General features: G+C 70.2%; 18 protein-coding genes. 10 read left to right on the top strand and 8 right to left on the bottom strand.

Annotated features, from left to right (window positions below; translation table 11 throughout):
* Positions 1 to 55: 55 nt before the first annotated feature.
* Positions 56 to 322 carry a hypothetical protein gene (locus AC27L3_RS21330; RefSeq protein ID WP_487235649.1) on the bottom strand — a complete coding sequence of 89 codons (267 nt, stop codon included), beginning with the start codon at positions 320 to 322 and terminating at the stop codon, positions 56 to 58.
* A 28-nt stretch (positions 323 to 350) separates the two neighbouring features.
* On the bottom strand, positions 351 to 3,941 hold the full coding sequence (locus tag AC27L3_RS21325; protein ID WP_487235648.1) for a hypothetical protein: 3,591 nt from the start codon (positions 3,939 to 3,941) through the stop codon (positions 351 to 353).
* Between the two features lie 410 nt (positions 3,942 to 4,351).
* Here AC27L3_RS21325 and AC27L3_RS21320 point away from each other — a divergent pair, with 410 nt between their 5' ends.
* The 4 genes from AC27L3_RS21320 to AC27L3_RS21305 all read left to right on the top strand — a co-directional run bounded on the left by AC27L3_RS21320 (position 4,352) and on the right by AC27L3_RS21305 (position 10,185).
* The gene (locus AC27L3_RS21320; protein WP_487235647.1) at positions 4,352 to 4,834 is read left to right on the top strand and encodes a hypothetical protein; all 483 of its coding nucleotides are present in this window, start codon (positions 4,352 to 4,354) and stop codon (positions 4,832 to 4,834) included.
* An 82-nt stretch (positions 4,835 to 4,916) separates the two neighbouring features.
* Entirely contained in the window at positions 4,917 to 6,503 is a 1,587-nt protein-coding gene (locus AC27L3_RS21315; RefSeq protein ID WP_487235646.1) for a S1 family peptidase, read from the top strand.
* A gap of 80 nt (positions 6,504 to 6,583) precedes the next feature.
* On the top strand, positions 6,584 to 8,470 hold the full coding sequence (locus AC27L3_RS21310; protein WP_487235645.1) for an FG-GAP-like repeat-containing protein: 1,887 nt from the start codon (positions 6,584 to 6,586) through the stop codon (positions 8,468 to 8,470).
* Between the two features lie 77 nt (positions 8,471 to 8,547).
* Positions 8,548 to 10,185 carry a lytic transglycosylase domain-containing protein gene (locus AC27L3_RS21305; protein WP_487235644.1) on the top strand — a complete coding sequence of 546 codons (1,638 nt, stop codon included), beginning with the start codon at positions 8,548 to 8,550 and terminating at the stop codon, positions 10,183 to 10,185.
* A 74-nt stretch (positions 10,186 to 10,259) separates the two neighbouring features.
* Here the strand turns inward: AC27L3_RS21305 and AC27L3_RS21300 are convergent, their stop codons facing one another.
* From AC27L3_RS21300 to AC27L3_RS21290, 3 genes are all read right to left on the bottom strand, one after another.
* Positions 10,260 to 10,694, bottom strand: a complete 435-nt coding sequence (locus AC27L3_RS21300) for a hypothetical protein (protein WP_487235643.1) — start codon at positions 10,692 to 10,694, stop codon at positions 10,260 to 10,262.
* A 22-nt stretch (positions 10,695 to 10,716) separates the two neighbouring features.
* On the bottom strand, positions 10,717 to 10,887 hold the full coding sequence (locus AC27L3_RS21295; RefSeq protein WP_487235642.1) for a hypothetical protein: 171 nt from the start codon (positions 10,885 to 10,887) through the stop codon (positions 10,717 to 10,719).
* A 114-nt stretch (positions 10,888 to 11,001) separates the two neighbouring features.
* Positions 11,002 to 11,766, bottom strand: coding sequence for a GntR family transcriptional regulator (locus tag AC27L3_RS21290; RefSeq protein WP_487235641.1), 765 nt, complete (start codon positions 11,764 to 11,766; stop codon positions 11,002 to 11,004).
* 245 nt (positions 11,767 to 12,011) lie between these two features.
* Between AC27L3_RS21290 and AC27L3_RS21285 the strand changes: the two genes are divergently transcribed.
* From AC27L3_RS21285 to AC27L3_RS21265, 5 genes are all read left to right on the top strand, one after another.
* On the top strand, positions 12,012 to 13,283 hold the full coding sequence (locus AC27L3_RS21285) for an extracellular solute-binding protein (protein WP_487235640.1): 1,272 nt from the start codon (positions 12,012 to 12,014) through the stop codon (positions 13,281 to 13,283).
* 85 nt (positions 13,284 to 13,368) lie between these two features.
* On the top strand, positions 13,369 to 14,349 hold the full coding sequence (locus AC27L3_RS21280; RefSeq protein WP_487235639.1) for a carbohydrate ABC transporter permease: 981 nt from the start codon (positions 13,369 to 13,371) through the stop codon (positions 14,347 to 14,349).
* Positions 14,346 to 15,176: a carbohydrate ABC transporter permease gene (locus AC27L3_RS21275; RefSeq protein WP_487235638.1), complete on the top strand. Its 831-nt coding sequence runs from the start codon at positions 14,346 to 14,348 to the stop codon at positions 15,174 to 15,176. The genes AC27L3_RS21280 and AC27L3_RS21275 overlap by 4 nt, the downstream gene beginning before the upstream one ends.
* 9 nt (positions 15,177 to 15,185) lie before the next feature.
* The gene (locus AC27L3_RS21270) at positions 15,186 to 16,706 is read left to right on the top strand and encodes a glycoside hydrolase family 3 protein (protein ID WP_487235637.1); all 1,521 of its coding nucleotides are present in this window, start codon (positions 15,186 to 15,188) and stop codon (positions 16,704 to 16,706) included.
* Between the two features lie 310 nt (positions 16,707 to 17,016).
* Positions 17,017 to 18,009, top strand: coding sequence for an alpha/beta hydrolase (locus AC27L3_RS21265; protein WP_487235663.1), 993 nt, complete (start codon positions 17,017 to 17,019; stop codon positions 18,007 to 18,009).
* A gap of 31 nt (positions 18,010 to 18,040) precedes the next feature.
* Here the strand turns inward: AC27L3_RS21265 and nagB are convergent, their stop codons facing one another.
* Complete coding sequence (nagB, locus tag AC27L3_RS21260) at positions 18,041 to 18,826, bottom strand: glucosamine-6-phosphate deaminase (protein WP_487235636.1); 786 nt, start codon at positions 18,824 to 18,826, stop codon at positions 18,041 to 18,043.
* Positions 18,827 to 19,234: 408 nt separating this feature from the next.
* On the opposite strand from nagB, the gene AC27L3_RS21255 reads away from it, so the two are divergent.
* Positions 19,235 to 20,704: a sensor histidine kinase gene (locus AC27L3_RS21255; protein WP_487235662.1), complete on the top strand. Its 1,470-nt coding sequence runs from the start codon at positions 19,235 to 19,237 to the stop codon at positions 20,702 to 20,704.
* 146 nt (positions 20,705 to 20,850) lie between these two features.
* On the opposite strand, the gene AC27L3_RS21250 is transcribed toward AC27L3_RS21255, so the two are convergent.
* A complete protein-coding gene (locus tag AC27L3_RS21250) occupies positions 20,851 to 21,108 on the bottom strand; it encodes a WhiB family transcriptional regulator (RefSeq protein ID WP_004937597.1) in 258 nt (85 codons plus the stop codon).
* Between the two features lie 322 nt (positions 21,109 to 21,430).
* On the bottom strand, positions 21,431 to 22,399 hold the full coding sequence (locus AC27L3_RS21245) for a diacylglycerol/lipid kinase family protein (protein WP_487235635.1): 969 nt from the start codon (positions 22,397 to 22,399) through the stop codon (positions 21,431 to 21,433).
* Positions 22,400 to 22,405 lie beyond the last annotated feature (6 nt).

The following is a 22,405-nucleotide window of genomic DNA, read 5'->3' as shown; positions in this document are numbered from 1 at the left end:
AGGGGAAGCCGGGGTCGCAGGCGACAGCTTGCGACCCCGGCATCCATTCAGCGCATCAGCGCCATTCCTGAGGGAGGTTGGAGAGTTGCGCGAGCAGGTCCCAGCCGTCCGGACGGAATCTCGGGTTGAACCACCTGGCGCCATTGCCCACCCAGTACCCCCGGACGGATCGGGCGCCGTCCAGCGTGGTGTCCTCGATCCCGGACTGCGAGCCGCAGCAGGGGCAGATGGTCTCCGTGGGGCACCCGTCCTCCCAGAACGGTGCGCCATCCGTGTAACCGCAAATGCGGCAGACGATTTCGCTGCTGCTTTCGTCGTTCATGCTCGCCTCCAGTGGGGTTCGTCGCAGTTCACCGCTCGCTGCCTTGCATCTTCTGCGCTTGGAGATGTTCTTCGAGGGAGGCCTGACGGTAGCCGCGCGGGTTTGTCACGGGATCGTAGGGCGTCGGCCGGTACATGGTCTTGGGCAAACCGTCCTGGGTGAATGCGATCAGCGTGTTGGAAGACTTCTCGTAGACCGCCCAGCCCATCGGTTCCCCTCGGTTGTTCAAGCGGTCGAACACTCGGTAACCGTCCGGAACGGGACCCGGATCCGTGAACTTGCGGTAGGAATGCGCCTTGGTGACGTAGTCCTTGACGGTGTTCAGTTCAGGGAACTCCGACCCGTGCTTCTTGTAGTGGTCGACGGCGTTCTCGAACCGATTGAGCCTATTGCTGCGGGACCACACCTCGGCCGGCCTGCCGGCCTCGCGGTTCGCCTTCAAGAACGCCTCGAGCGTCTCGGCGCCCTTCTTGCCGTTCTTCGCATCCTTGAGAGCCCACTTGGCTCCCGTGGCCCACCATCCGTAGATGGGAATCGCCGCACTGCAGGTCAGTGTCGCTTCGGTGCCCTTGCCCCGGGCCCCGTAGATCCCGCAGTTGGCGATGTCGAACGGTTCTCCGACACCCGGGACCAGGCCGACCAGGTCGAGCCCCTTCTGGAGGTGTTCGAGCCAGTTGTCCGTGCTCCAGAACTTGTCCCAGCCGCTGCGCTCATCCTTCTTCAGCGCGGCCCGGAGACCGTCCTCCATCCCTTGAAGAAGGCTTGACAGCTCCTGGTTCTCGAAGTCCTCCCATGCCTTCCGCCTTTCCTTCTCCTGCAGGACGGCATGCGCGTACCAGGCATCGCTCGAGGCCTGGGACGCCGCGGCGGAGTCCTTGCCCGCCTGCTCGGCCGAGGCACGGGCCTGGCCGGCGGCGGCGTAGGCCTCGGCGGCCGAATCGCGGGCCGAGACGGCGGAGGTTTCCGCGCGAGCGGCGGCGTTGTCGGCTTCGAGAGCCGCCTGGTGGGCGTCGGCCTCGGCCTGGCGCGCCTGCTTGGCCGACTCGGCAGCCTGGGCGGCGGAGGCTGCGGCGTCCTTGGCGGACTGCGCGGCCTGCTTGGCGTACTTGTCGGCTTCCTCGGCGGAGGCCTTTGCCTGCTTGGCGTACTTGTCCGCCTCGTCCGCCGCCTTGGCCGCGCGCAGGGCGGCTTCCTGGGCCTGTGCCGCGTTCTGCTGCGCGGTCGCCGCGGCTGACGCGGCCTCGGCGATGAGGGCCTGGACCTGGGCGACGTGGGTCGCCGCCAGCTGGTCCTTGCGCTTGGCCATGTACTGGCCCCGCTGCAGGAAGTCGTGCAGCAGCTGCGGCGGGCCCGCGAGGGCAATGCGGGCGGCGGCCTGGAGCTCCGGGCCGCCGCTGCTGACCAGCTGAGCGGCACGTACGCGCTCGTCGGCCTCCCGAGCGACGAACTGTCCCTCGTCGAGGAAGGCGAGGAGCTTGTCGGGCGACCCCGACTTCAGGGCGGCCTGTGCGGCTTCCTGCACGCCCGGCCCGCCGGCGCTGGAGATCTGCGCCGCGCGTACGCGGTATTCGATGGCTGCGGCCTTGTGCTGGCCGTTGAGGAGGAATTCGCCGATCTGCTCGGGACCGCCGTCGAGCGCCTTCTTGGCCTCCTGCTTGACCTTGTCCGACAGGCCGTCCTCGGCGATCCGTGCCGTACGCGACCGGCCGTCCTGATCAGCAGCCTGCTTCCAGCCGGTGCGCACGTAGTCGCGCATGGCGTCGTCCGAGCTCGCGAGCGCGACCTCGGCTGCGGTTCGGCTCCACGGGCCGGAGGTTCGCGCTGTCAGAAGCGCCAGCCGGCGCCCCTTGGCGATCACTTCCGCGGCATCGGCCCCCGGCTTGGCGGCCTCGGCGGCGAGCCGTGCGGCTTCGTCCTCCAGGGCCTGTGCGTCCTTGGCCTTGCCGGCCGCATCCGCCTTGCGTCGGTCGTTCTCGGCCTTGAGGTCCTTGGCCTTCTCGATGGCCGCGTTGGTGCGGGCGTTGAGCTGCTCCGCCTCGATCTTGCGCGCGAGGTCGTGGACGTCCCGCGCCTTCTTCACCGCACCGGTTGCGATGTCGGCCGCCTCCTTGGCGGCCTTGGCGTGCTCCTTGGCCTGATCGGCGGCCTTGGCCGCCTCCCCGGCGTGCTTGGCCGCCTCTTCGGCGGCGTCGGCCGCCTTCCGCGCGTGGTTGGCCGCCGAACGGGCCCAGGTCTGAGCCTCCTGCGCAGCCTGTGCGGACTCCTCGGCCAGAGCCGCCGCGGCGTTCGCCGCGCGGGTCGCCTCGCGGGCGTGGCGGTGGGCCGCGGCCGCGGCGGCAGCCGCCTCGGCCGAGTGGGCTCCGGCGGCGTCGGCGAGGCTGTTGGCCTCGTCCGCCGCGCCGGCAGCGGCGTCGGCGTTGCTGCCGGCACCGGCCGCGGCCTTCGCCGCGGCCGCGGCCTGCCGGGAAGCCTCCATGGCGTGGCCGGCGGCGATACCCGAGTCGTCGGCGGCCTGGGCGGCCTTGCGCGCGTCCTCGGCGGCGCGCCGTGCGGCCGAGGCATTGCCCGCGTCCACGGCCGCGTCGGCGGCGGCCCCCCGCGCCCGGGCTGCGGCCTGGGCGGCACCCGCCGCCGCTGCGGCGGCCTGCTCGGCGGCGGCGGCCGCGACCCGAGCCGACTGATTGGCCGCACGAGCCGCGCTGATGGCTTCCTGCGCCGCGTCGGCCGCTTCCTTTGCGGCCGTCGCGGCGCGGCTGGCCGCACCCGCCGCCCGGTTGGCGTCCTTGCGGGCTTCCTCCGTCTCCTTCGCCGCCTTCTGAGCGGCTTCCTTGGCCAGCTGAGCAGCGGCCACCGCGCGGTCCGAGGCGGCCTTCGCTGCGATGGTCTCCCGCTTGGCCTGGGCGCCCGCTTCCTTGGCCTGCTCGGCCAGCTGGGAGACGGTCGCACGTTCCTGGTCCCGTGAACGGGCGACGTACTGGCCCACGTTCAGGAACTCCAGGATGTCGTCAGGAGTCCCCTTCAGAGCGAGTCGCGCGGCCTCCTTGGTCGCCGGCCCGCCGCTGCTCAGGATCTGGACGACGCGGACGCGGTTGTCCGCCTGGCGAGTGGTGTGCTGACCCTTGTCGAGGAACTTCCTGACATCCTCGACGGTGCCCTTCAGCGCAGCATTGCCGGCCTCCTGCACTCCGGGGCCGCCGGCGCTGACGATCTGGGCGACCTGGACGCGCTGGTCCTGCTCGAGCGGCTTCTTCCAGCCGTCCTTGAGAAACTTCCGCAGGTCGTCATGTGTGCCGGCCAGAGCCTTCTGGGCCGCTTCACGGACCCCCTGGCCACCCATGGAATGCAGCTGAACCGCGGTGACCCGGTCGTCGTGGCGCTCGGCGATTTCCTGCTCGCTGTCCAGGAAGCGTCGCAGGTCGGCGTCCGATCCCAGGAGCGCGGCCTCCGCTGCGGCCTTGACGCTCGGCCCGCCGTCCATCCAGAGCTGAACCACTCGGCCACGATCGGTGGCCGGAATGGGATTGATGGGCTCGTCGTCGTCCCATGATTCCACCGCATGAGCGGGATTGGCACCCATGATGCCGGCGACGAGCGCCAGAGGTAGTACGCCTGCGGACAACGCACGTATGCCGCGCGACCGCACCCCTCTCGCCCAGGTCGCGTAGACGGTTCCCCTCACCAAAAAGCCTTTCTCATCCTACTGGCTGTCCGATGCCGTATTCGGCGGGGTGAGCATAACCTTGCCGATCTCCGTCACTGTCACCTTGTTTCAAGATGCAAGCATCTTTCTGATGGCAAGTCAGAATTCTGGGCACGTAATGTCGTGGCCATGACATTGGATTTCCTTGGTAAAGGGGAGCCGGTGTCGCGACAGTGCACCCACGAGGCCGGGTTGATGCCCCCTCATCGCCTGGCGGTCCGTTCGTGGTGATAGCGTCTTGAAGGATCCTTTAACTGATCATTACTGGCAGCATTGCTGCCACCTGCACAATCCGGAGAGGAATCCCTGTGATATCTCGCGCGCGCGGAATGCTGATCGCCGGCGCCGTCGGCACGGTCACTGCTGTTGCTGCCGCAGTCTCGGTCAGTACTGCTTCCGCGGCCCCCACGTCGGCCGATGAGGCCACTCCGCCGTCGGCGGTGGAGACCTTCGAGTACCCGAATGCGGAAAAGATCTTGAAGGAGAAGGGGATCGCTCTCCGCAAGGGTGACGGCCACATCCTCCTGGCCGACTGCGCCGCTTCTCAGGACATCGTGGTGATGACGCGCCAGAACGATGAAGGCCAGTACTGCTTCAAGGTCACCGGTAACGGCAAGTCCGGCTATCTGACTCTTGAGGTTCCCAAGGCCTTCTACCTCACGACCGAGGACTACGCGATCCGGGCCAAGCTCACCGCCGACGGCAAGACGGAGACCGTCGACGTGCCGAAGAACGGCTACAAGGGCGTCGGCGAGGGGGGCTCCCCGCCCGGCAAGGCCACCACCCTGGTCGAGCTCCGTGTCACCGGCTGACCAGCAGAAATTCCGGGGAGCCGGTTCTTCGGCTTCCCCTGGGCCTTCGGCCATCCCCGAACCGAGAAAGAAAAGAAGAAACATGCCTGTCAGCCGTACGCGTGCCGTGTGGTCCGCAGGGCTTCTCGCGGCCGCTGTCGGAACCGGCCTGCTGACCGCCGCTCCGGCGGGCGCCGTCGCGGGCCCGAGCGCCAAGGACGGCTCGTTCCCCTTCGTCGCGAAGCTCGACATCGGCGGTGAGCGCAGCTGCTCGGCCACACTGGTCGAGAAGCAGTGGCTGGTCACCGCGGCGAGCTGCTTCGCCGACGATCCCGCCAAGGGCTTCAAGGTCGCCGCGGGCGCGCCGAAGCTGAAGACCACCGCCGTGATCGGCCGTGCGGACCTGACGCGGGATTCGGGGACGGTGGCCGACGTCGTGGAACTCGTCCCGCGCGAGGACCGCGACCTGGTGATGGCGAAGCTGGACAAGCCGGTCACCGGCGTGGTTCCCGCAAGCCTGGGCTTCAGCGCCCCGCTGGTCGGCGAAGAGCTGTGGGCGGCCGGCTACGGCCGTACCAGGAGCGAGTGGGTGCCGGACAACCTGCACTACGCGAAGTTCACCGCGGGCGCGGTCAAGGACACCTCGCTCGGCCTCACTGGCAAGGCCGAGGACGCCGTGCTGTGCAAGGGTGACACCGGTGGGCCCGCCTTCCGTGAGGTCGGGGGCCGTTACGAGCTCGTCGGTGTCAACAGCGCCTCCTGGCAGGGCGGCTGTTTCGGCAATGAGGACGAGACCCGCAAGGGTGCCGTCGAGGCGCGGGTCGACGACATTGCCGGGTGGGTGCAGTCCGTCTCCTCCCGTACGCTGCTGACGCGCTCGAACTGGAAGTACGCCGCCCACACCGCGTCCGGCTACTTCACCGGCGACTCCCGCAACGGCAAGCGCCGCATGGATCTGTTCGTCGTCTGGCAGGACGGGGAGGCCACCCTCTTCCAGGGTGCCGACCACGACGATCCGAAGCAGCCCTTCTCCGCCGAGTACAAGATCGCCGACAAGGGCAGCTACTGGCAGGACGCCCGTGCCGTCACCGGTGGCCGGTTCACCGAGAGCGGTTCCGACGGCATCACCGTGCGCTGGGCCAGCGGCAAGCTCTCGACGTACACCCACGTCGACGAGAAGGGTGTCCACGACGAGAAGACCCTCGCCCGCAGCGACTCGTGGAAGAACGCCCGTCTCATCACGGCCGGCCGTTTCACGGGCAACGCCCTGCGCGACGACCTGCTCGTGCTGTGGGAGGACGGCTCCACGTCGATGTACTCCGACACCGACGTCAACGGGGTCAAGAAGGAGAGCCAGCTGACGAAGGCGGACAGCGGCTGGAAGAACGCCGTGTCCATCGCCGCCGGCGAGTTCACCGGCAAGAAGACCGCCGATCTCCTCATCCGCTGGAACGACGGTCAGGCGCAGCTCTTCCCGGGTGTCGACACCGCCGGGTACCACGGCAGCCGGATCACCGTCCGGCCCGTCGGTTCCGCCTGGAAGAACACCCGCACGCTGACGGTGGGTTCCTTCACCGCCCCCGGCAAGGCTCCCAACGACCTTCTCGTCGGGTGGAACGACGGCAACGTCAGCTACTACCCCGGTATCGACGCCGACGGTACGCACGGCGAGGTCCAGCTCGTCGGCTGAGCCCGGCATTCCCTCCTGCGTCCGGTCGCCGCCGCCTCCCCGCGGCGGCGACCGGATCGGTGACTCTCAAGGAAAGACACATGAACCGCACTCGTTCGCGCGCAGCGTGGGCAGCCGGCTTCCTCACCACTGTCGTCGCGGCCGGTGCACTGGGCACGGCCCCCGCACACGCGGTCACCGGCGACGCGGCCAAGGACGGCCAGTACATTGCGACCGTCAAGCTCGACATCGGCGAGGGCCTGCGGGCCTGCACCGGCACGCTCGTGGACGAGCAATGGGTGCTCACCGCCGGCAGCTGCTTCGCCGACACCGCGCAGCCGGGCGGCAAGGTCGCCGCGGGCGCGCCCCAGCTGAAGACCCGGGCGACCGTCGGCCGGGCGGACCTCGCCACCGAGGCCGGTCAGGTACGCGACGTCGTCGAGCTCGTCCCGCGGGACGACCGCGACCTCGTCATGGCGCGGCTCGCCGCCCCCGTCGCCGACGTCGAGCCCGCGGCACCCGCCACCGCCGCTCCCGCCAAGGGAGACGTCCTGCGGGCCGCCGGCTACGGCCGTACGAAGGACGAGTGGGTGCCGAACCGCGTGCACTCGGGTGCCTTCGGCGTCGATGCCGTGAAGGCCGCCGGCCTCGACATCACCGGCAAGGACGGGGCCGTCTGCAAGGGCGACACCGGCGGGCCGGTGTTCCGGGAGCGCGACGGGCACCAGGAGCTGGTGGCCGTCAGCAGCACCTCCTGGCAGGGCGGCTGCTTCGGCAACGAGGGCGAGACCCGCAAGGGGGCCGTCGCCAGCCGGGTCGACGACGTCGCCTTCTGGGTCCAGCAGGTGCGGGGTCTTCCGAAGCGCTATGCGACGACCACCGGTGACTTCGACGGCGACGGCAAGGCCGACGTCGCCATGCTGACCGACTACGGTCCGTCGAAGGACGGCCGCGGCCGGGCGGCGCTGTGGGTCCACACCGCCACCGGCGAGGGCTTCCGGGAGCCGCGCGCCGTGTGGGACACCGGCTCCGACAGCTGGCGGTGGGACGCGGTCAAGCTGACGTCCGGTGACTTCAACGGTGACGGGAAGACCGACATCGGAGCGCTGTACAACTACGGCAGGACCGCCGACGGCTCCAACCGGACCGGTCTGTTCACCTTCACCAGCACCGGCAGCGGTTTCAACGCTCCCGTGCGGGCCTGGGAGAGCGGTTCCAGTGCCTGGAAGAGCTGGAACTGGGACGCCAGCAAGGTGGCCGCCGGTGACTTCGACGGCGACGGGAAGACCGACATCGCCGTCCTGTACAACTACGGCAAGAGCGGATCCCGCAACGAGAGCGGCCTGCTGACCTTCACCAGCACCGGCAGCGGCTTCGCCGAGCCCCGCAAGGCGTGGGAGAGCGGCTCGACCAGCTGGAACTGGAACAGCAGCAAGATGGTCGCCGGCGACTTCAACGGTGACGGCAAGAGCGACATCGCCGTCCTCTACGGCAACGGCACCACCTCGGACAGCCGCAACGAGACGGCGCTGTGGCTCATCGCCGACAACAGCAAGGGCTTCGTCGAGCACCGCAAGGTCTGGAACAGCCTGACCTGGGAGGGCCGCAGCTGGAGCTGGGAGGCCAGCAAGGTCGTGGCCGGTGACTTCGACGGCGACGGCAAGGCCGACATCGCCGTCCTGTACAACTACGGCCCGGTCTCCGGCAAGAACAAGACCGGCCTGTGGGTCTTCTCCGGCACCAAGGACGGCTTCACCGACCCGCGCAAGGTCTGGGAGAGCGGCACCTCGGTCGACAGCTGGACCTGGGAGGCGAGCGAGCTCGCCGCCGGTGACTTCAACGGCGACGGCAAGACGGACGTCGGCGTCACCTACGACTACGGGCAGGGCACCGACGGCCGTACGTCGACCGGACTGTGGACCTTCATCAGCAACGGAAGCGGTTTCAACGCTCCCGTGAAGGTCTGGAACAGCGGCCTCAAGCGCTGATCCGTTCCGTGGGGCCGGCACGCCCGAGTGCCGGCCCCGCACCCCGTTCCCCAGCAATCCCAGGACACCGCACCCCCATGAAGTTCGCACCGGCGAAGCTCGCCCCCGCCTTTCTCCTCACCCGCCGTGCCCGCCGGGGGCTGTGCGGGGCCGCGCTCGCCGCGTCGTTGACGACGGCCGCCGGGGCGGGGCCGCTGACCGCAGACGCCCGGCCGGCCGCGCCCGGTCCGGACAGCGCGCAGGCGGCACCGTCCAGGGGCGTGCCCGATCTTGTGCTGCCCGACCTGCGCAAGCCCGCCGGATCCGGGCTGTCCACCGGTGGTGAGGCCGGCATTCCGGCCACCGCGCTCGACGCGTACAAGAAGGCCGCCGGGGCGCTGGCCGCGAGCCAGCCGGGGTGCCGCATCCCGTGGGAGCTGGTCGCCGGGATCGGGCGGGTGGAGTCCGTGCACGCCTCCGGTTACGGGCTGCGCACCGACGGATCGACGGAGCGGCCGATCCGGGGGCCGCGGCTGGACGGACAACAGTTCGCGCTCATCCGCGACACCGACGGCGGGCGCTGGGACGGGGACACCGAGTACGACCGTGCCGTCGGCCCCACCCAGTTCATCCCCTCCACCTGGGTCACCTGGGGCGCCGACGGCAACGGCGACGGGGTCAAGGACCCCAACAACATCTACGACGCCGCCCTCGGCACCGCCCGGTATCTCTGCGCGGGCGATCGGAACCTCACGGATCCCGCCGACCTCGACAAGGCGATCCTCAGCTACAACAACTCGCGGGAGTACGTCAACGCCGTCCTGCAGTGGATGCGGACGTACCAGGGTGGCAAGGTCACCGCCCTCCCCGACGACACCCCGGCCGTTCCGCACCACCCCGATCCGGCGGACGGGCGGTCCGGGGCCGCCACCCGCGCGGCCGTACGGACTGCGGTGACCACCGCTTCCGTGGACAAGCCGCAGCCCAAGCCCCTGCCGCAGCCCAAGCCGAAGCCGACGCCCGGGCCCCGGCCGGAGCCCGACGCCCGTACCGTCACCCGTCTCACGCCACTCGGGGAGCAGAGCCTCGACACCGTGACCGGACAGGACCTCGACCGGGTCGCGCGCGTGCGGGCCGGCAACGCCCGCGGTGACGCGGTCGCCGGAGCCGTCGTCACTTTCGAGATCGTCGGGGCCGCCACGGATGCCCGGTTCCCCGAGCACGGTGACGCCACGACCGTCACCGTCACCACCGACGCCCAGGGCATCGCCGTAGCGCCGCGGCTGCGCGTCGGTGACCGGCCGGGCGGCTTCGTCATCACGGCCGGCACCGCCGGCAAGGAGGTGACGTTCCGGGTGAACGCCGGGCTGTCCGCCACTGCCACCGCCGACACCCTGACGCGGGTCGACGAACAGGCCCTCACGGCACCGGCGAACGGCGCCTTCGCCGAGGGTCTGCGGGTCCGGGCCACCCGCTACGGGCAGGCCGCCCTCGGCACCGTGCTCACCGCCACCTTCCTCACGAGCAAGGAGAACGCCGCCGAGAACACCCTCGGCCCGTACTTCACGGACGCCTCGGGCAAGGCCGTCCGCACCCTCGTGCTGCCGCCGCCCGGCACCGACGGCGTGATCGGTCTGCCGGCGATCCACGCCGACGGGCACCCGGGCACGTACGTCCTGCGGCTGGCCACCGCCGACGGCGTCGTTCTGGACGTCGAACTCACCGTCACCGCGTGAGCGTCAACGCCCCGTCTTCTCCGCGTGGTTCAGGGCCATGACCATGACCGCGCCCGTCATGACGAGGCGGTCGGTCAGGGCGTCGAGTTCGCGGCGTTGCTCCTGGGGGAGGTGCCAGTCCTCCCACCAGGTGGTCTGCTCCTGGGTCGGGGGTGCCTGCCATTCGGCGGCCCAGTCCTGGGCGAGGCGGGTGGCCAGGGGGTGGCCGTGCGGGCCAGCGTGGCGTAGGCGGTGAGGAGGGCCACCATGTGGCCGTCGGCGAGCCAGGGGCGCCAGCCGGTCAGGAAGGCGTCGGCGAGCTGGGCGACGTCCTCCAGCCACAGCACGTGCTGGGTCACCCAGCCCTGGGGCGAGGGGGAGGGCGGCATGGCCGGAAGGAGGCGGGGGTCCAGGGCGTCGCGGTGGGCCAGGAAGTCCCGGGCGAGACTCAGTTCGAGGTCGGCGGGGGTCCAGGTGCCCTGGTGGAGGGCGCTGGCGGCGGCATCGACGGCTTCGACGGCGTGGCTCATTCCGATACCGTACGCGCTGGCGTCAGTGGCCGCGGCGGGCCTGGCGGCCGGCGGCCAGCCAGGCCGTGCGCAGCCGTTCGTAGACGTCGCGCTCGGCGCTGGTGAGGGTGCGTCCGGTGCGGGCGGCCAGGAAGGTGCGGATCTCGGCGTTGAGCTGCTCCGGGGTCGGGGGCGTGAGTGTGTTGCAGGACATGACCACAGGCTACGAGGGCCCACTGACACCGGGCGCCACTGTGCGTGCATGTTTGCGGAACGCTCATCGAATGGTCATGAAGGGCCCCCGGCCCCTTAGCTCTCCTTTATTGCGCTACTCCGCCGGCCGGCGCAGGCGGGCCACGAACTTGTAGCGGTCCCCGCGGTAGACCGAGCGCACCCATTCGACCGGGTTGCCCTCGGCGTCCAGGGAGTGGCGGGAGAGCATCAGCATGGGCAGGCCCACGTCCGTGCCGAGCAGGCCGGCCTCGCGGGGGGTGGCGAGGGAGGTTTCGATGGTCTCCTCGGCCTCGGCGAGGCGGACGTCGTAGACCTCGGCCAGCGCGGTGTAGAGCGAGGTGTACTTGACCAGGTTGCGGCGCAGCGCCGGGAAGCGCTTGGCCGACAGGTGGGTGGTCTCGATGGCCATCGGTTCGCCGCTGGCCAGGCGGAGCCGTTCGATGCGCAGGACGCGGCCGCCGGCGGTGATGTGCAGGAGCGCGGCGAGGCGGTCGTCGGCGGTGACGTAGCCGATGTCGAGCAGCTGCGAGGTGGGCTCCAGGCCCTGGGCGCGCATGTCCTCCGTGTAGGAGGTCAGTTGGAGGGCCTGGGAGACCTTGGGCTTGGCCACGAAGGTGCCCTTGCCCTGGATGCGCTCCAGGCGGCCCTCGACGACGAGCTCCTGCAGGGCCTGGCGCACGGTCGTGCGCGAGGTGTCGAACTCGGCGGCGAGGGTGCGTTCGGGGGGTACGGGGGTGCCGGGGGGCATGGTTTCGGTCATGTCCAGCAAGTGCCGTTTGAGGCGGTAATACTTGGGAATGCGCGCGGTCCGCGCGCCTCCCGCGCCGCCGCTCTCCGCCGTACCGCCCTCGGTCGCCATGGCGTGCCTTCCCGACTCCGATGGTCCTGCTGCCGTCACCGGCTCCTCCGTCCGTAGCGGTCACATGGTGGCACGGGCATGGCCCGGGATGGCCGGAGCCGCCCCCGGCCGGTGCCGAGGTGTCGGTCCGGTAACGGAGCCGAGGCGACTCTTATACACCCTTGACACCCCAAAAGGTCTAGGCCAAGCTGCGGGCACTGGTCTAAACCATTAAAGACCACAGTCGGTCCTTGAGGGAGAGTGCCGTGAAGCGAGGGCTCATAGCGGCGACGGGTGTCGCGGCCATGCTGGTGAGTGTTGCTGCCTGTGGGTCCAGCGACAGTGACAAGGAGAAGGCCGCCGACGGTTCCAAGGGCAAGACCCTCACCGTCTGGTTCATGGATGGCTCGAATCCGCCGGGCTGGACCAAGGCCGTCCAGGCCGAGTTCGAACAGAAGACCGGGGCGAAGCTGGACATCCAGGTCCAGAAGTGGAACGGCATCCAGCAGAAGGTCACCACCGCCCTCTCCGAGTCCAACCCGCCGGACGTCCTGGAGATCGGCAACACGCAGACCCCCTCCTACGCCCAGACCGGCGGCCTCGCCGAGCTCGACGACCTGAAGAAGGAGATCGGCGCGGGCTGGACCGAGTCCCTCAACAAGGCGGCCGTCTTCGAGGGCAAGCAGTACGCCGCCCCCTGGTACGCCGCCAGCCGCGTGGTCATCTACAACAAGCGCATCTGGGCGGACGCCGGCATCAAGGACGTGCCGAAGACGCGCGAGGAGTTCTTCAAGGACCTGGAGGCCATCCAGAAGAAGGGCGACGCCGAGCCGCTCTACCTTCCCGGCCAGAACTGGTACTTCTTCGACGGCCTGACCATCGGCACCGGCGCCGACCTGGTGAAGAAGGACGGCAAGAAGTACGTCTCCAACCTCGCCGACCCCAAGGTCGCCAAGGCCATGGAGATCTACAAGCAGTACCAGGCCTTCAGCAAGGCCCCCAAGGACAAGGACGAGGCCACCCCGCAGCAGGCCGACGTCTTCGCCAAGGGCAGGACGGGCGCGTTCATCGGCATGGGCTGGGAGGCCCAGACGGCGATCAAGGCCAACCCGCAGATCGAGAAGGAGATCGGCTACTTCACCATCCCCGGTGAGAGCGCCGACAAGCCCGAGGGCGTCTTCCTCGGCGGCTCCAACCTCGCCGTCGCCGAGGGCAGCAAGAAGAAGGACCTCGCCCGGGAGTTCCTGAAGATCGCGCTCTCCGACAAGAACGAGGCGGCACTGGCCAAGGAGGTCGCCTCGATCCCCAACAAGGAAGCGCTGCTGAGCAACGTCAAGGGCAACGCCGCCGCCGAGGCCGCCGCGCCGGCCGCCAAGGGCGGCGGCACCACGCCGCTGATCCCCGAGTGGGCCAACGTCGAGAACGCGCCCAACCCGATCAAGGCGTACATGACGGCCGTCCTCGAAGGAAAGTCCCCGGCGGACGCCGCCCGGCAGGTCGAGGCCGAGATGAACAAGCGACTCGGCCAGAAGCAGTAGGGCAGCGCATCGGACCCGGGCCGAAGGCCCGGGTCCGCTCCACGCACCACCGTTCCACAGGTCCACAGGGAGAAGGCGGACGACGATGTCAGCGCAGATCGAGGAGGTGCCGGCCACCGCGCCCGCGCCTCGGACCGGCAAGGGCACCGCACCGCCGCCCCGCCGCGGCCGTGAGCGCGCTGCCGGCAGCGTGCCGTACCTGCTGATCCTGCCCACCGTCGCGCTGACCGTGCTGCTGCTCGGCTGGACGATGGTCAAGAACGGCCTGCTGTCCCTGCAGAACCTCAACAAGCGCCAGCTCATCCGGCACGTCACCGAGTGGACGGGCCTCGACAACTACTCCGACGTGCTGCGCAGCAGCGAGTTCTGGCACGTCACCGGGCGGACCGTCGTCTTCACGGCCGCCAATGTCGCCCTGATCATGGTGCTCGGCTGCCTGATCGGCCTGCTGCTGGCCCGCCTGGGCGGCAAGGCCCGCCTGCTGCTCTCGCTCGGCCTGGTGCTGGCCTGGGCCATGCCCGTCGTCGCCGCGACCACCGTCTTCCAGTGGCTGTTCGACCAGCGCTTCGGCGTCGTCAACCACCTGCTGGACACCCTCGGCTGGCACTCCATGGCCGGCTACAACTGGACCAGCGGACAGCTCTCCACGTTCTTCGTCATCACCGTGCTGATCGTCTGGCAGTCGATCCCCTTCGTGGCGATCAACCTTTACGCGGCGACGACGACCATCCCCAAGGAGCTGTACGAGGCGGCGTCCCTGGACGGCGCGGGCACCTGGAAGAAGTTCACCTCGGTGACCTTCCCCTTCCTCAAGCCCTTCTTCCTCGCCACGACCTTCCTCGAGGTCATCTGGGTCTTCAAGGCCTTCACCCAGGTCTTCGCCATCAACGAGGGCGGTCCCGACCGGCTCACCGAGACCCTGCCGGTGTACGCCTTCGCCGAGGGCATGGGCAGCCAGCACTTCGGCATGGGCGCCGCCATCTCCATCCTGACCATCGCGATCCTGCTGGGCCTGACCGCCTACTACCTGCGCCTGGTGCTCAAGCAAGAGGAGGACGAGCTGTGAGGCGCTCGCTGATCGGCCGCGTCTGGCCGCCCGTGACGGCGTGCGTCCTGTTCGTCGTCTTCGCCTTCCCCGTCTACTGGATGTTCGCCACGGCCTTCAAGGCCAACAAGGACATCGTCGCCGACACCCCGGTCTGGTTCCCGACCAGCCCCACCTTCGCGCACTTCGACAGGGCGGTGGCGGCGGACGGCTTCTGGACGTTCGTCGGCAACTCGCTGACCGTCACCCTGGTCGCCGTCGGGCTCTCGCTCGTCATCGCGCTGCTGGCGTCCTTCGCGGTCGCGCGCATGCGCTTCAAGGGCCGCAAGGGCTTCGTCCTGGTGATGATGATGGCGCAGATGGCCCCCTGGGAGGTCATGACCATCGCGTACTACATGATCGTGCGCGACGCGGACATGCTCAACAGCCTGCCGCCGCTCATCGCCATCTACACCGTCATGGTGCTGCCCTTCACCGTCCTGACGCTGCGCGGCTACGTCGCCGCCGTGCCCAAGGAGCTGGAGGAGTCGGCCATGGTCGACGGCTGCACCCGCCTCCAGGCATTCCGGAAGGTGATCTTCCCGCTGCTGGCGCCGGGCGTCATGGCCACGTCGCTGTTCGGCTTCATCACCGTGTGGAATGAATTCCCGATGGTCCTCATCCTCAACAAGGACCCGGGCGCCCAGACGCTCCCGCTGTGGATCACCGGATTCCGCACCACCTTCGGCGACGACTGGGGCGCCACCATGGCCGCCTCCTCGCTCTTCGCCGTACCGATCCTCGTCCTCTTCGTCATCCTGCAGCGCAAGGCGGTCGGAGGACTCACCTCCGGCGCAGTGAAGGGCTAGGAGACCGACATGACCACCGACATGACCGCACCCGCCCCCGCCGGCACGCTCACCCGCGACGCCCTGACCGTCCTGCAGCCCGGCTTCACCGGCACCAGCGCCCCCGACTGGCTGCTGCGCCGGCTCGGGGAAGGGCTGTGCTCCGTCGGCCTCTTCGGCCGCAACATCGCCTCGGCCGGACAGCTGGCCGCGCTCACCGCCCGGCTGCGGGCCGAGTGCCCCGACGTGCTCGTCGCCATCGACGAGGAGGGCGGCGACGTCACCCGTCTGGAGGTGCGCACCGGCTCCTCCTTCCCCGGCAACCTCGCCCTCGGCGCCGTCGACGACACCGAGCTGACCCGCTCCGTCGCCCGCGAGCTCGGCCGGCGGCTCGCCGAGTGCGGCGTCAACCTCAACTGGGCGCCCTCCGGCGACGTCAACTCCGACCCCGACAACCCCGTCATCGGCGTACGGTCCTTCGGCGCCGACCCGCACCTCGTCGCCCGGCACACCGCCGCCTACGTCGAAGGGCTGCAGTCCGCCGGGGTCGCGGCCTGCACCAAGCACTTCCCCGGCCACGGCGACACCGCCGTCGACTCCCACCACGACCTGCCCCGGGTCGAGGCCGGCCTGGAGACCCTGCGCACCCGGGAGCTGGTGCCCTTCCGCGCGGCCGTCGCCGCCGGCACCCGGGCCGTGATGAGCGCGCACATCCTGCTGCCCGCCCTCGACCCCGCCCTGCCGGCCACCCTCAGCCCGGCCGCCCTGCACGGCCTGCTGCGCGCACCCGTCGCCGACGGCGGGCTCGGCTTCGACGGGCTGATCGTCACCGACGGCATGGAGATGGCCGCCGTCTCCGCCACGTACGGCATCGAACGCGGCAGCGTCATGGCGCTGGCGGCCGGCGCGGACGCGATCTGCGTCGGCGGCGGGCTGGCCGACGAGGCCACCGTGCTGCGGCTGCGCGACGCGCTCGTCGCGGCGGTGCGCGCCGGCGAGCTGGCCGAGGAACGCCTCGCCGACGCGGCCGCCCGGGTACGGGCGCTGGGCCGCTGGACCACCGGTACGGGTGCGGGCGCGGGGGAGGGGACCGCGCCCGCACCCGGCATCGGGCTCGCCGCGGCGCGGCGGGCGCTGCGGGTCACCCCGTCCGCGGGGTTCGCCCCGCTGACGCAGCCCGCGCACGTGGCGGCCTTCACCCCGGTGGCCAACATCGCCGTCGGCGACGAGACGCCGTGGGGCGTCGGCGCGGAGCTCGCGCGGCTGCTCCCGGGGACGACCACGCTGACGTACGGGCCCGAGGACGACGGCGCCGAGCAGGTGCTCGCGGACGCGGGGGAGCGGCGGATCGTGGCCGTGGTGCGCGACGAGCACCGCCACGGCTGGATGGGCCGGGCACTGGACGCGCTGCTGGCGGCCCGGCCGGAGACGGTGGTCGTGGAGATGGGCGTGCCGCGGGCCGCGCCGCGCGGTGCGGTGCACGTGGCCACGCACGGGGCGGCGCGCGTGTGCGGCACGGCCGCCGCGGAGGTCCTGGCGGGGGTGCGGTAACGCCTGTCCGGCGGGTGCGGTGCGCCCCTGCGGGGCGCTCGCTGCTCCGACTAGACTTTTGTCAAGCACCCGGACGAGGGAACCTGCATGTCGGCATGGTCCGTCTTCCCGGACGGAACATCCGTTACTGCCCTTGGGCAGCAGCCCTCTGGGGCCGGCAGCTGGAGCACGTGTGAACACACCCCCGACGACGCATCCGCCGTCCACCGCGCCGTACCAGTCACGGGGCCGGCGCCGTGCCATCCGTGCACGGCGCTGGATCGTCGCGGGCGCGTCGGTGGTCGCGCTCGGACTGGTCGCCTGGCCGGTGATGAGCTACTTCGAGATACCCCCCTTCACCGACAAGGGAGCCCCGGTCAGCTACGACCAGGGCGGCGGCGCGAACGACGCCAAGGGCGGGAAGCCGGCCGACTCGAAGACGCTGCTGCCCACCGGCCCGAAGGCCGATTTCCGCAACGCGAAGACGATGAGCGACGGCACGCAGGTCAGCGTCGTGTCGATCACCGGCGGGAAGTCGGGCTTCAAGGGCAAGGTGTGGGTCTGGGCGCCCAAGGAATACTTGGACCCGAAGTTCGCCAAGAGCGGCTTCCCGGTGCTGATAGCCCTGCCCGGTGGTCCGGGCCACGACGGCAATTACTGGGCGTTCGGGGAATTCGGCAACGACAAGCTCTCCCTGGAGGGCAGCATCACCAAGTGGTACCAGGAGGGCAAGAGCAAGCCCTTCCTCCTGGCCATGCCGATCCTCAATCCGGGCCCGGACGACGGCGGCATCTACTGGGACGGCAGCGACATCCCCGGCCAGCCCAAGATGGGCACCTGGCTGACGGAGGACGTCCCCGACCTCATGAAGGCGAATTTCCGCACGCTGAAGTCGCGTGACGGCTGGGCCTTCATGGGTTCCTCCACCGGCGGATTCGTCGGTCTGAAGTCCGTGCTGCAGAAGCCGGACAAGTTCAAGGCCGTCATCGCCTCCGGCCCCGACATCGTGCCCGACTCCCCGCTGTGGAAGGGCCACGAGACCGAGCGGCAGCAGAACAACCCCGAGGTCCTGGCCAAGGAGCTGATCGCCCGCAAGGGCCCCGACGTCTACCTGGCGTTCCAGTACGGGACCAAGGAGAACAAGAAGATGATCAGCGACGTCACGAAGTTCATCGCGACGTACGGCGACAAGGGCCCGGTCCACACCAAGCTGAACGTCATCGAGGGCGGCACCCACAACGGGGCGACCTACCTGCGGGGCATGGACGCCGGACCGATCGAGTGGATCAGCGAGCACATGGAAGGCCCGACCCCCGCCTCCTGACGGGTGCCGGGCCACCGGTTCGCCGCTGCTGTTACAGCCCCTGCCAGGCCGGCTTGGCCGCGTACGTGGCGCGGAAGTAGTCCGCGAGCTTCAGCTTCGAGGCCGCGGCCTCGTCGACGACCACCGTCGCGTGGGGGTGCAGCTGCAGGGCGGAGGCCGGGACGAGGGCGGAGACCGGTCCCTCGACGGAGCGGGCCACCGCCTCCGCCTTGCCCTCGCCCGTCGCCAGCAGCACCAGGTGGCGGGCCTCCAGGATGGTGCCGATGCCCTGGGTGATGACGTGGTGCGGCACCTGCTCGATGTCGCCGTCGAAGAAGCGCGCGTTGTCGACGCGGGTCTGGTGGGTGAGCGTCTTCAGCCGGGTGCGGGAGGCGAGCGAGGAGCACGGCTCGTTGAAGCCGATGTGCCCGTCGGTGCCGATGCCGAGCAGCTGCAGGTCCACCCCGCCGGCCTCGGCCAGGGCCCGGTCGTACGCCTCGCAGGCGGCCTGGACGTCCGCGGTGTTGCCGTCGGGGCCCATGAAGGACTCCGCGGTCAGCCCGAGGGGCTCGACGACCTGGCGCAGGACGACCGAGCGGTAGGACTCGGGGTGGTCGGCGGGCAGGCCCACGTACTCGTCGAGCTGGCAGACGCGGGCGCGGGAGACGTCGACCGCGCCGCCGCGGACCTTGGCGGCGAGCGCCTCGTAGACGGGCAGCGGAGTGGAGCCGGTGGCAACCCCGAGCAGGGCGTCGGGCTTGCGGCGCAGCAGAGCGGCCATGGCCTCGGCGATGAGCTCGCCGCCTGCCTTGGCGTCCGGGACGATGACAACTTCCACGCTGGGCCTGCCGATCTCAAGAGGGGTGTGGTATAGACCAATTTAGCAGAGCGCCTCGAACGCCTTCCGTACGCCCGAGGACCCGTACGGACCCCGGATGCGACTACGGGCCGCGGCGCCTGCCGGGACCCTCGACCCAGCGGGCACCGCAGCCCGGAGCGACGCCGGCCGGCGGGTGGCGCGGGGTGTGCGGGCCCCACGGCCCGGCGGGCCGACCGGAGGCCGGGGTGCCGCGCGCGGCGCGGGCCGGCCTCGTTCCGCCTCCCTTGTGCGGAGGGGGCGGAAGACTTTGCCGTTTCATTGTGGACTAGACCATTCGCCGCTGTCCATGGGAGTTCCCCCATCGGGTGGTCCGGACGGGAAATCCCGCCGCCCGCCGCCCCGGGTAGGCTCGCTGGCGTGCCCTCCATGAACGATCTCGTACGCCAGCACACCGACCTCGACGACTCCGACCTGGAGTGGCTGCACCTGCTGGTCTCGGAGTGGCAGCTGCTCTCCGACCTCTCCTTCGCCGACCTCGTGCTGTGGGTGCCGACGCTGGACGGGACGCGCTACGTCTCCATCGCCCAGATGCGCCCCAACACCGGCCCGACCTCGTACCAGAACGACATGGTCGGCCACATGGTGCCGCGCGGCCGCCGCCCCATGCTGGACGCCGCCCTCGACGAGGGCCGGATCGTGCGCGAGGGGGACCCCGAATGGCGCGAGGAGGTCCCCGTGCGGGTGGAGTCCATCCCGGTGCGCCGGGAGGGCCGGGTGCTGGGCGTCATCGCCCGCAACACCAACCTGCTGACCGTCCGCACGCCCAGCCGGCTGGAGCTCACCTACCTGCAGAGCGCCTCCGACCTCGCGCAGATGATCGCGGCTGGCACCTTCCCGTTCCCCGGTCAACAAGTCGACATGGACGCCTCGCCCCGGGCCGGCGACGGGCTGATCCGGCTGGACGCCGACGGCATCGTCCAGTACGCCAGCCCCAACGCGCTGTCCGCCTACCACCGGCTCGGCCTGGCCGCCGATCTCGTCGGCCACCATCTGGGCGAGACCACCGCCCGGTTGGCGCCCTCCCGGGCCCCGGTCGACGAGGGCCTGGCCAAGCTGGCCAGCGGCTGGGCCCCGCGCGAGTTCGAGGTCGAGGCGAACGACGGGGTCATCCATCTGCGCGCCATCCCGCTCAAACCCAAGGGCAGCCACATCGGTTCGCTCGTACTGCTGCGCGACGTGACCGAACTGCGACGCCGCGAGCGAGAGTTGATCACCAAGGACGCCACCATCCGGGAGATCCACCACCGGGTGAAGAACAACCTGCAGACCGTGGCCGCCCTGCTGCGCCTGCAGGCCCGCCGCATCGGCTCCGCCGAGGGCAGGGAGGCGCTGGAGGAAGCGGTCCGCCGGGTCGGCTCCATCGCGATCGTCCACGAGACCCTCTCGCAGAACCTCGACGAGCGGGTGGAGTTCGACGAGATCGCCGACCGGGTGCTCGCCATGGTGGCGGAGATCTCCCCGGGCCGGGTCGCCGCCCGGCGCACCGGCCGCTTCGGGATACTCGAGGCCGAGGTCGCCACCCCCCTGTCGATGGTGCTGACCGAGCTGCTGCAGAACGCCCTGGAACACGGCTTCGGCCCGGGCGAGCAGGGCACGGTCGAGGTCACCGCGGTGCGCGGCGGCACCCGCCGGGACGCCCGGCTGCTGATCTCCGTGCAGGACGACGGCCGCGGCCTGCCCGAGGGCTTCGACCCGCAGAGCGCGGGCAACCTCGGGCTGCAGATCGTGCGCACCCTCGTCGAGGGGGAGCTGGGCGGAACGTTCGACATGGTGCCCGCCGCCGACCGGGGCACCAAGGTCGTGCTCGACCTCCCCGTCCGGGCGGAGAAGCACTGACCGGGCCCCCGCCGCACCCCGCACAGCACTGAGCCCGGTCGCTCTCGAAGGAGAGCGACCGGGCTCAAAGCGTTATATGCACTGTGTGCTTAGCGCACCGTGGGGGGTACTGCGCGCTGCGGCTCGGGGGCCGAAAGGGGTCCTCGTCAGGCGGTCGCGTTGCGCGCCCGGTTGCGGGCGGCACGGCGCTTCATGGCGCGGCGCTCGTCCTCGCTGAGACCACCCCAGACGCCGGAGTCCTGGCCGGACTCGAGCGCCCACTGCAGGCACTGCTCCATCACGGGGCAGCGACGGCAGACGGCCTTGGCTTCCTCGATCTGCAGCAGCGCAGGACCGGTGTTGCCGATGGGGAAGAACAGCTCGGGGTCTTCCTCGCGGCAAACGGCGTTGTGACGCCAGTCCATGGCTGCTCCATCTCCTCGTGTTACGGCTACGTGGCTTGTGAATGTGAACGCTTTCACGAATCCCCTCGCAAGGGAAGGTCCGACGCCCAGCTGCACGCTGGTGTGGTCCAGGGAGGAAAAGGAGGGGGTTCGGGCTCTCCGGGGAAGCCTTGATGGCGGGCTGTCCCGATCGCCAGGAAGAGACTCGCAAACCTCGGCGACGGATACAACCCCTTCCGGAAAGTTTTTTTTGATTCCTCGGTGTCGGCTAGGTCACAGCCGTCATTCCAGGGGGTGGAACCCAGTCTAAACGTTCGACTGTAAGGACTTTGGTCCCTAGCACTCACACAATCACACGCAGTGCACGGCGAACGCCTGTGAACGTCACGCTCGACCGCAGCCCGAGGTGGTCGCCGTCCATCTGGAACGGCAGGGGGGCCTGCGAATGCAAGGTGAAGGAGGTCTGGTCATGCAGTGACACAGCGTGTTTGCCCTCCGGCCCGCGCTCCGGTGTCGAGGTCAGCAGCTGCATGGCGTGGCGGGTGGCGGTCACCGTGGACAGCTTGGTGAATCCGAGCACGTCAAGGGCTGTGTCGAAGGACGCCTGCGGCGCCGCGTAGACCGGGCGGTTGCCCAGATAGGTCCACGGAGCGGTGTTGCAGATTATCGACATGACGAGATTCTCGAGTGGCTCCTCGCCCGGCCGTTCGAGGGTGATCGTGCCGTGCCGGCGGTTGGGCTCGCCGAGGAACTGGCGCATCATCTGCCGCACGTACAGGGCGTGGGTCGAACGCTTGCCGCGCTCGCGCTGCTGCTCCACCCGGCCCACGACCCCGGCGTCGAAGCCGAAGCCGGCGCAGAAGGTGAACCAGCGCGAGGGCACCCCCTCGTCCTCGGTGCCGGGCGTGCCGGCCGCCAGGCCCAGGCCGACCGTGCGCTCCGAGCCCTCGCGCAGCGCGTCCAGCAGGGCACCCGTGGCCTCCACGACGTCGTTGGGCAGGCCCAGGGCCCGTGCGAAGACGTTGGTGGAGCCGCCCGGCACGACGGCCAGGCGCGGCAGGCCCTGCGGGTCGGGGCCGGCGTGCAGCAGGCCGTTGACGACCTCGTTGACCGTGCCGTCGCCGCCGAGCGCGACCACCAGCTCGATGGTCCCGCTCTCGGCCGCTCTGCGGGCCAGGTCGCGCGCGTGCCCCCGGTACTCGGTCGTCGCGACGTCCAGCTTGAGGTCGCTGGCCAGCGCGTGCGCCAGGACGTCACGCGTACGGGCACTGGTGGTGGTGGCCGAAGGATTGACCACAAGAAGCGCACGCATGCGCTT

The organism is Streptomyces sp. PKA51, from assembly GCF_057552455.1.
Note: the sequence above shows the minus strand (reverse complement) of the source record. Positions and strands in the feature narration are given on the sequence as shown.

Excerpts from the sequence above, each read along its gene's own strand:
- AC27L3_RS21265 (WP_487235663.1), top strand. The coding sequence starts at position 17,017 with ATGAGCTACTTCGAGATACCCCCCTTCACCGACAAGGGAGCCCCGGTC.
- AC27L3_RS21320 (WP_487235647.1), top strand. The coding sequence starts at position 4,352 with ATGCTGATCGCCGGCGCCGTCGGCACGGTCACTGCTGTTGCTGCCGCA.
- AC27L3_RS21330 (WP_487235649.1), bottom strand. The coding sequence starts at position 322 with ATGAACGACGAAAGCAGCAGCGAAATCGTCTGCCGCATTTGCGGTTAC.
- AC27L3_RS21295 (WP_487235642.1), bottom strand. The coding sequence starts at position 10,887 with ATGTCCTGCAACACACTCACGCCCCCGACCCCGGAGCAGCTCAACGCC.
- AC27L3_RS21300 (WP_487235643.1), bottom strand. The coding sequence starts at position 10,694 with ATGAGCCACGCCGTCGAAGCCGTCGATGCCGCCGCCAGCGCCCTCCAC.
- AC27L3_RS21290 (WP_487235641.1), bottom strand. The coding sequence starts at position 11,766 with ATGGCGACCGAGGGCGGTACGGCGGAGAGCGGCGGCGCGGGAGGCGCG.
- AC27L3_RS21245 (WP_487235635.1), bottom strand. The coding sequence starts at position 22,399 with ATGCGTGCGCTTCTTGTGGTCAATCCTTCGGCCACCACCACCAGTGCC.
- AC27L3_RS21250 (WP_004937597.1), bottom strand. The coding sequence starts at position 21,108 with ATGGACTGGCGTCACAACGCCGTTTGCCGCGAGGAAGACCCCGAGCTG.
- AC27L3_RS21270 (WP_487235637.1), top strand. The coding sequence starts at position 15,186 with ATGACCACCGACATGACCGCACCCGCCCCCGCCGGCACGCTCACCCGC.
- AC27L3_RS21280 (WP_487235639.1), top strand. The coding sequence starts at position 13,369 with ATGTCAGCGCAGATCGAGGAGGTGCCGGCCACCGCGCCCGCGCCTCGG.
- AC27L3_RS21255 (WP_487235662.1), top strand. The coding sequence starts at position 19,235 with ATGAACGATCTCGTACGCCAGCACACCGACCTCGACGACTCCGACCTG.
- AC27L3_RS21315 (WP_487235646.1), top strand. The coding sequence starts at position 4,917 with ATGCCTGTCAGCCGTACGCGTGCCGTGTGGTCCGCAGGGCTTCTCGCG.
- AC27L3_RS21310 (WP_487235645.1), top strand. The coding sequence starts at position 6,584 with ATGAACCGCACTCGTTCGCGCGCAGCGTGGGCAGCCGGCTTCCTCACC.
- AC27L3_RS21305 (WP_487235644.1), top strand. The coding sequence starts at position 8,548 with ATGAAGTTCGCACCGGCGAAGCTCGCCCCCGCCTTTCTCCTCACCCGC.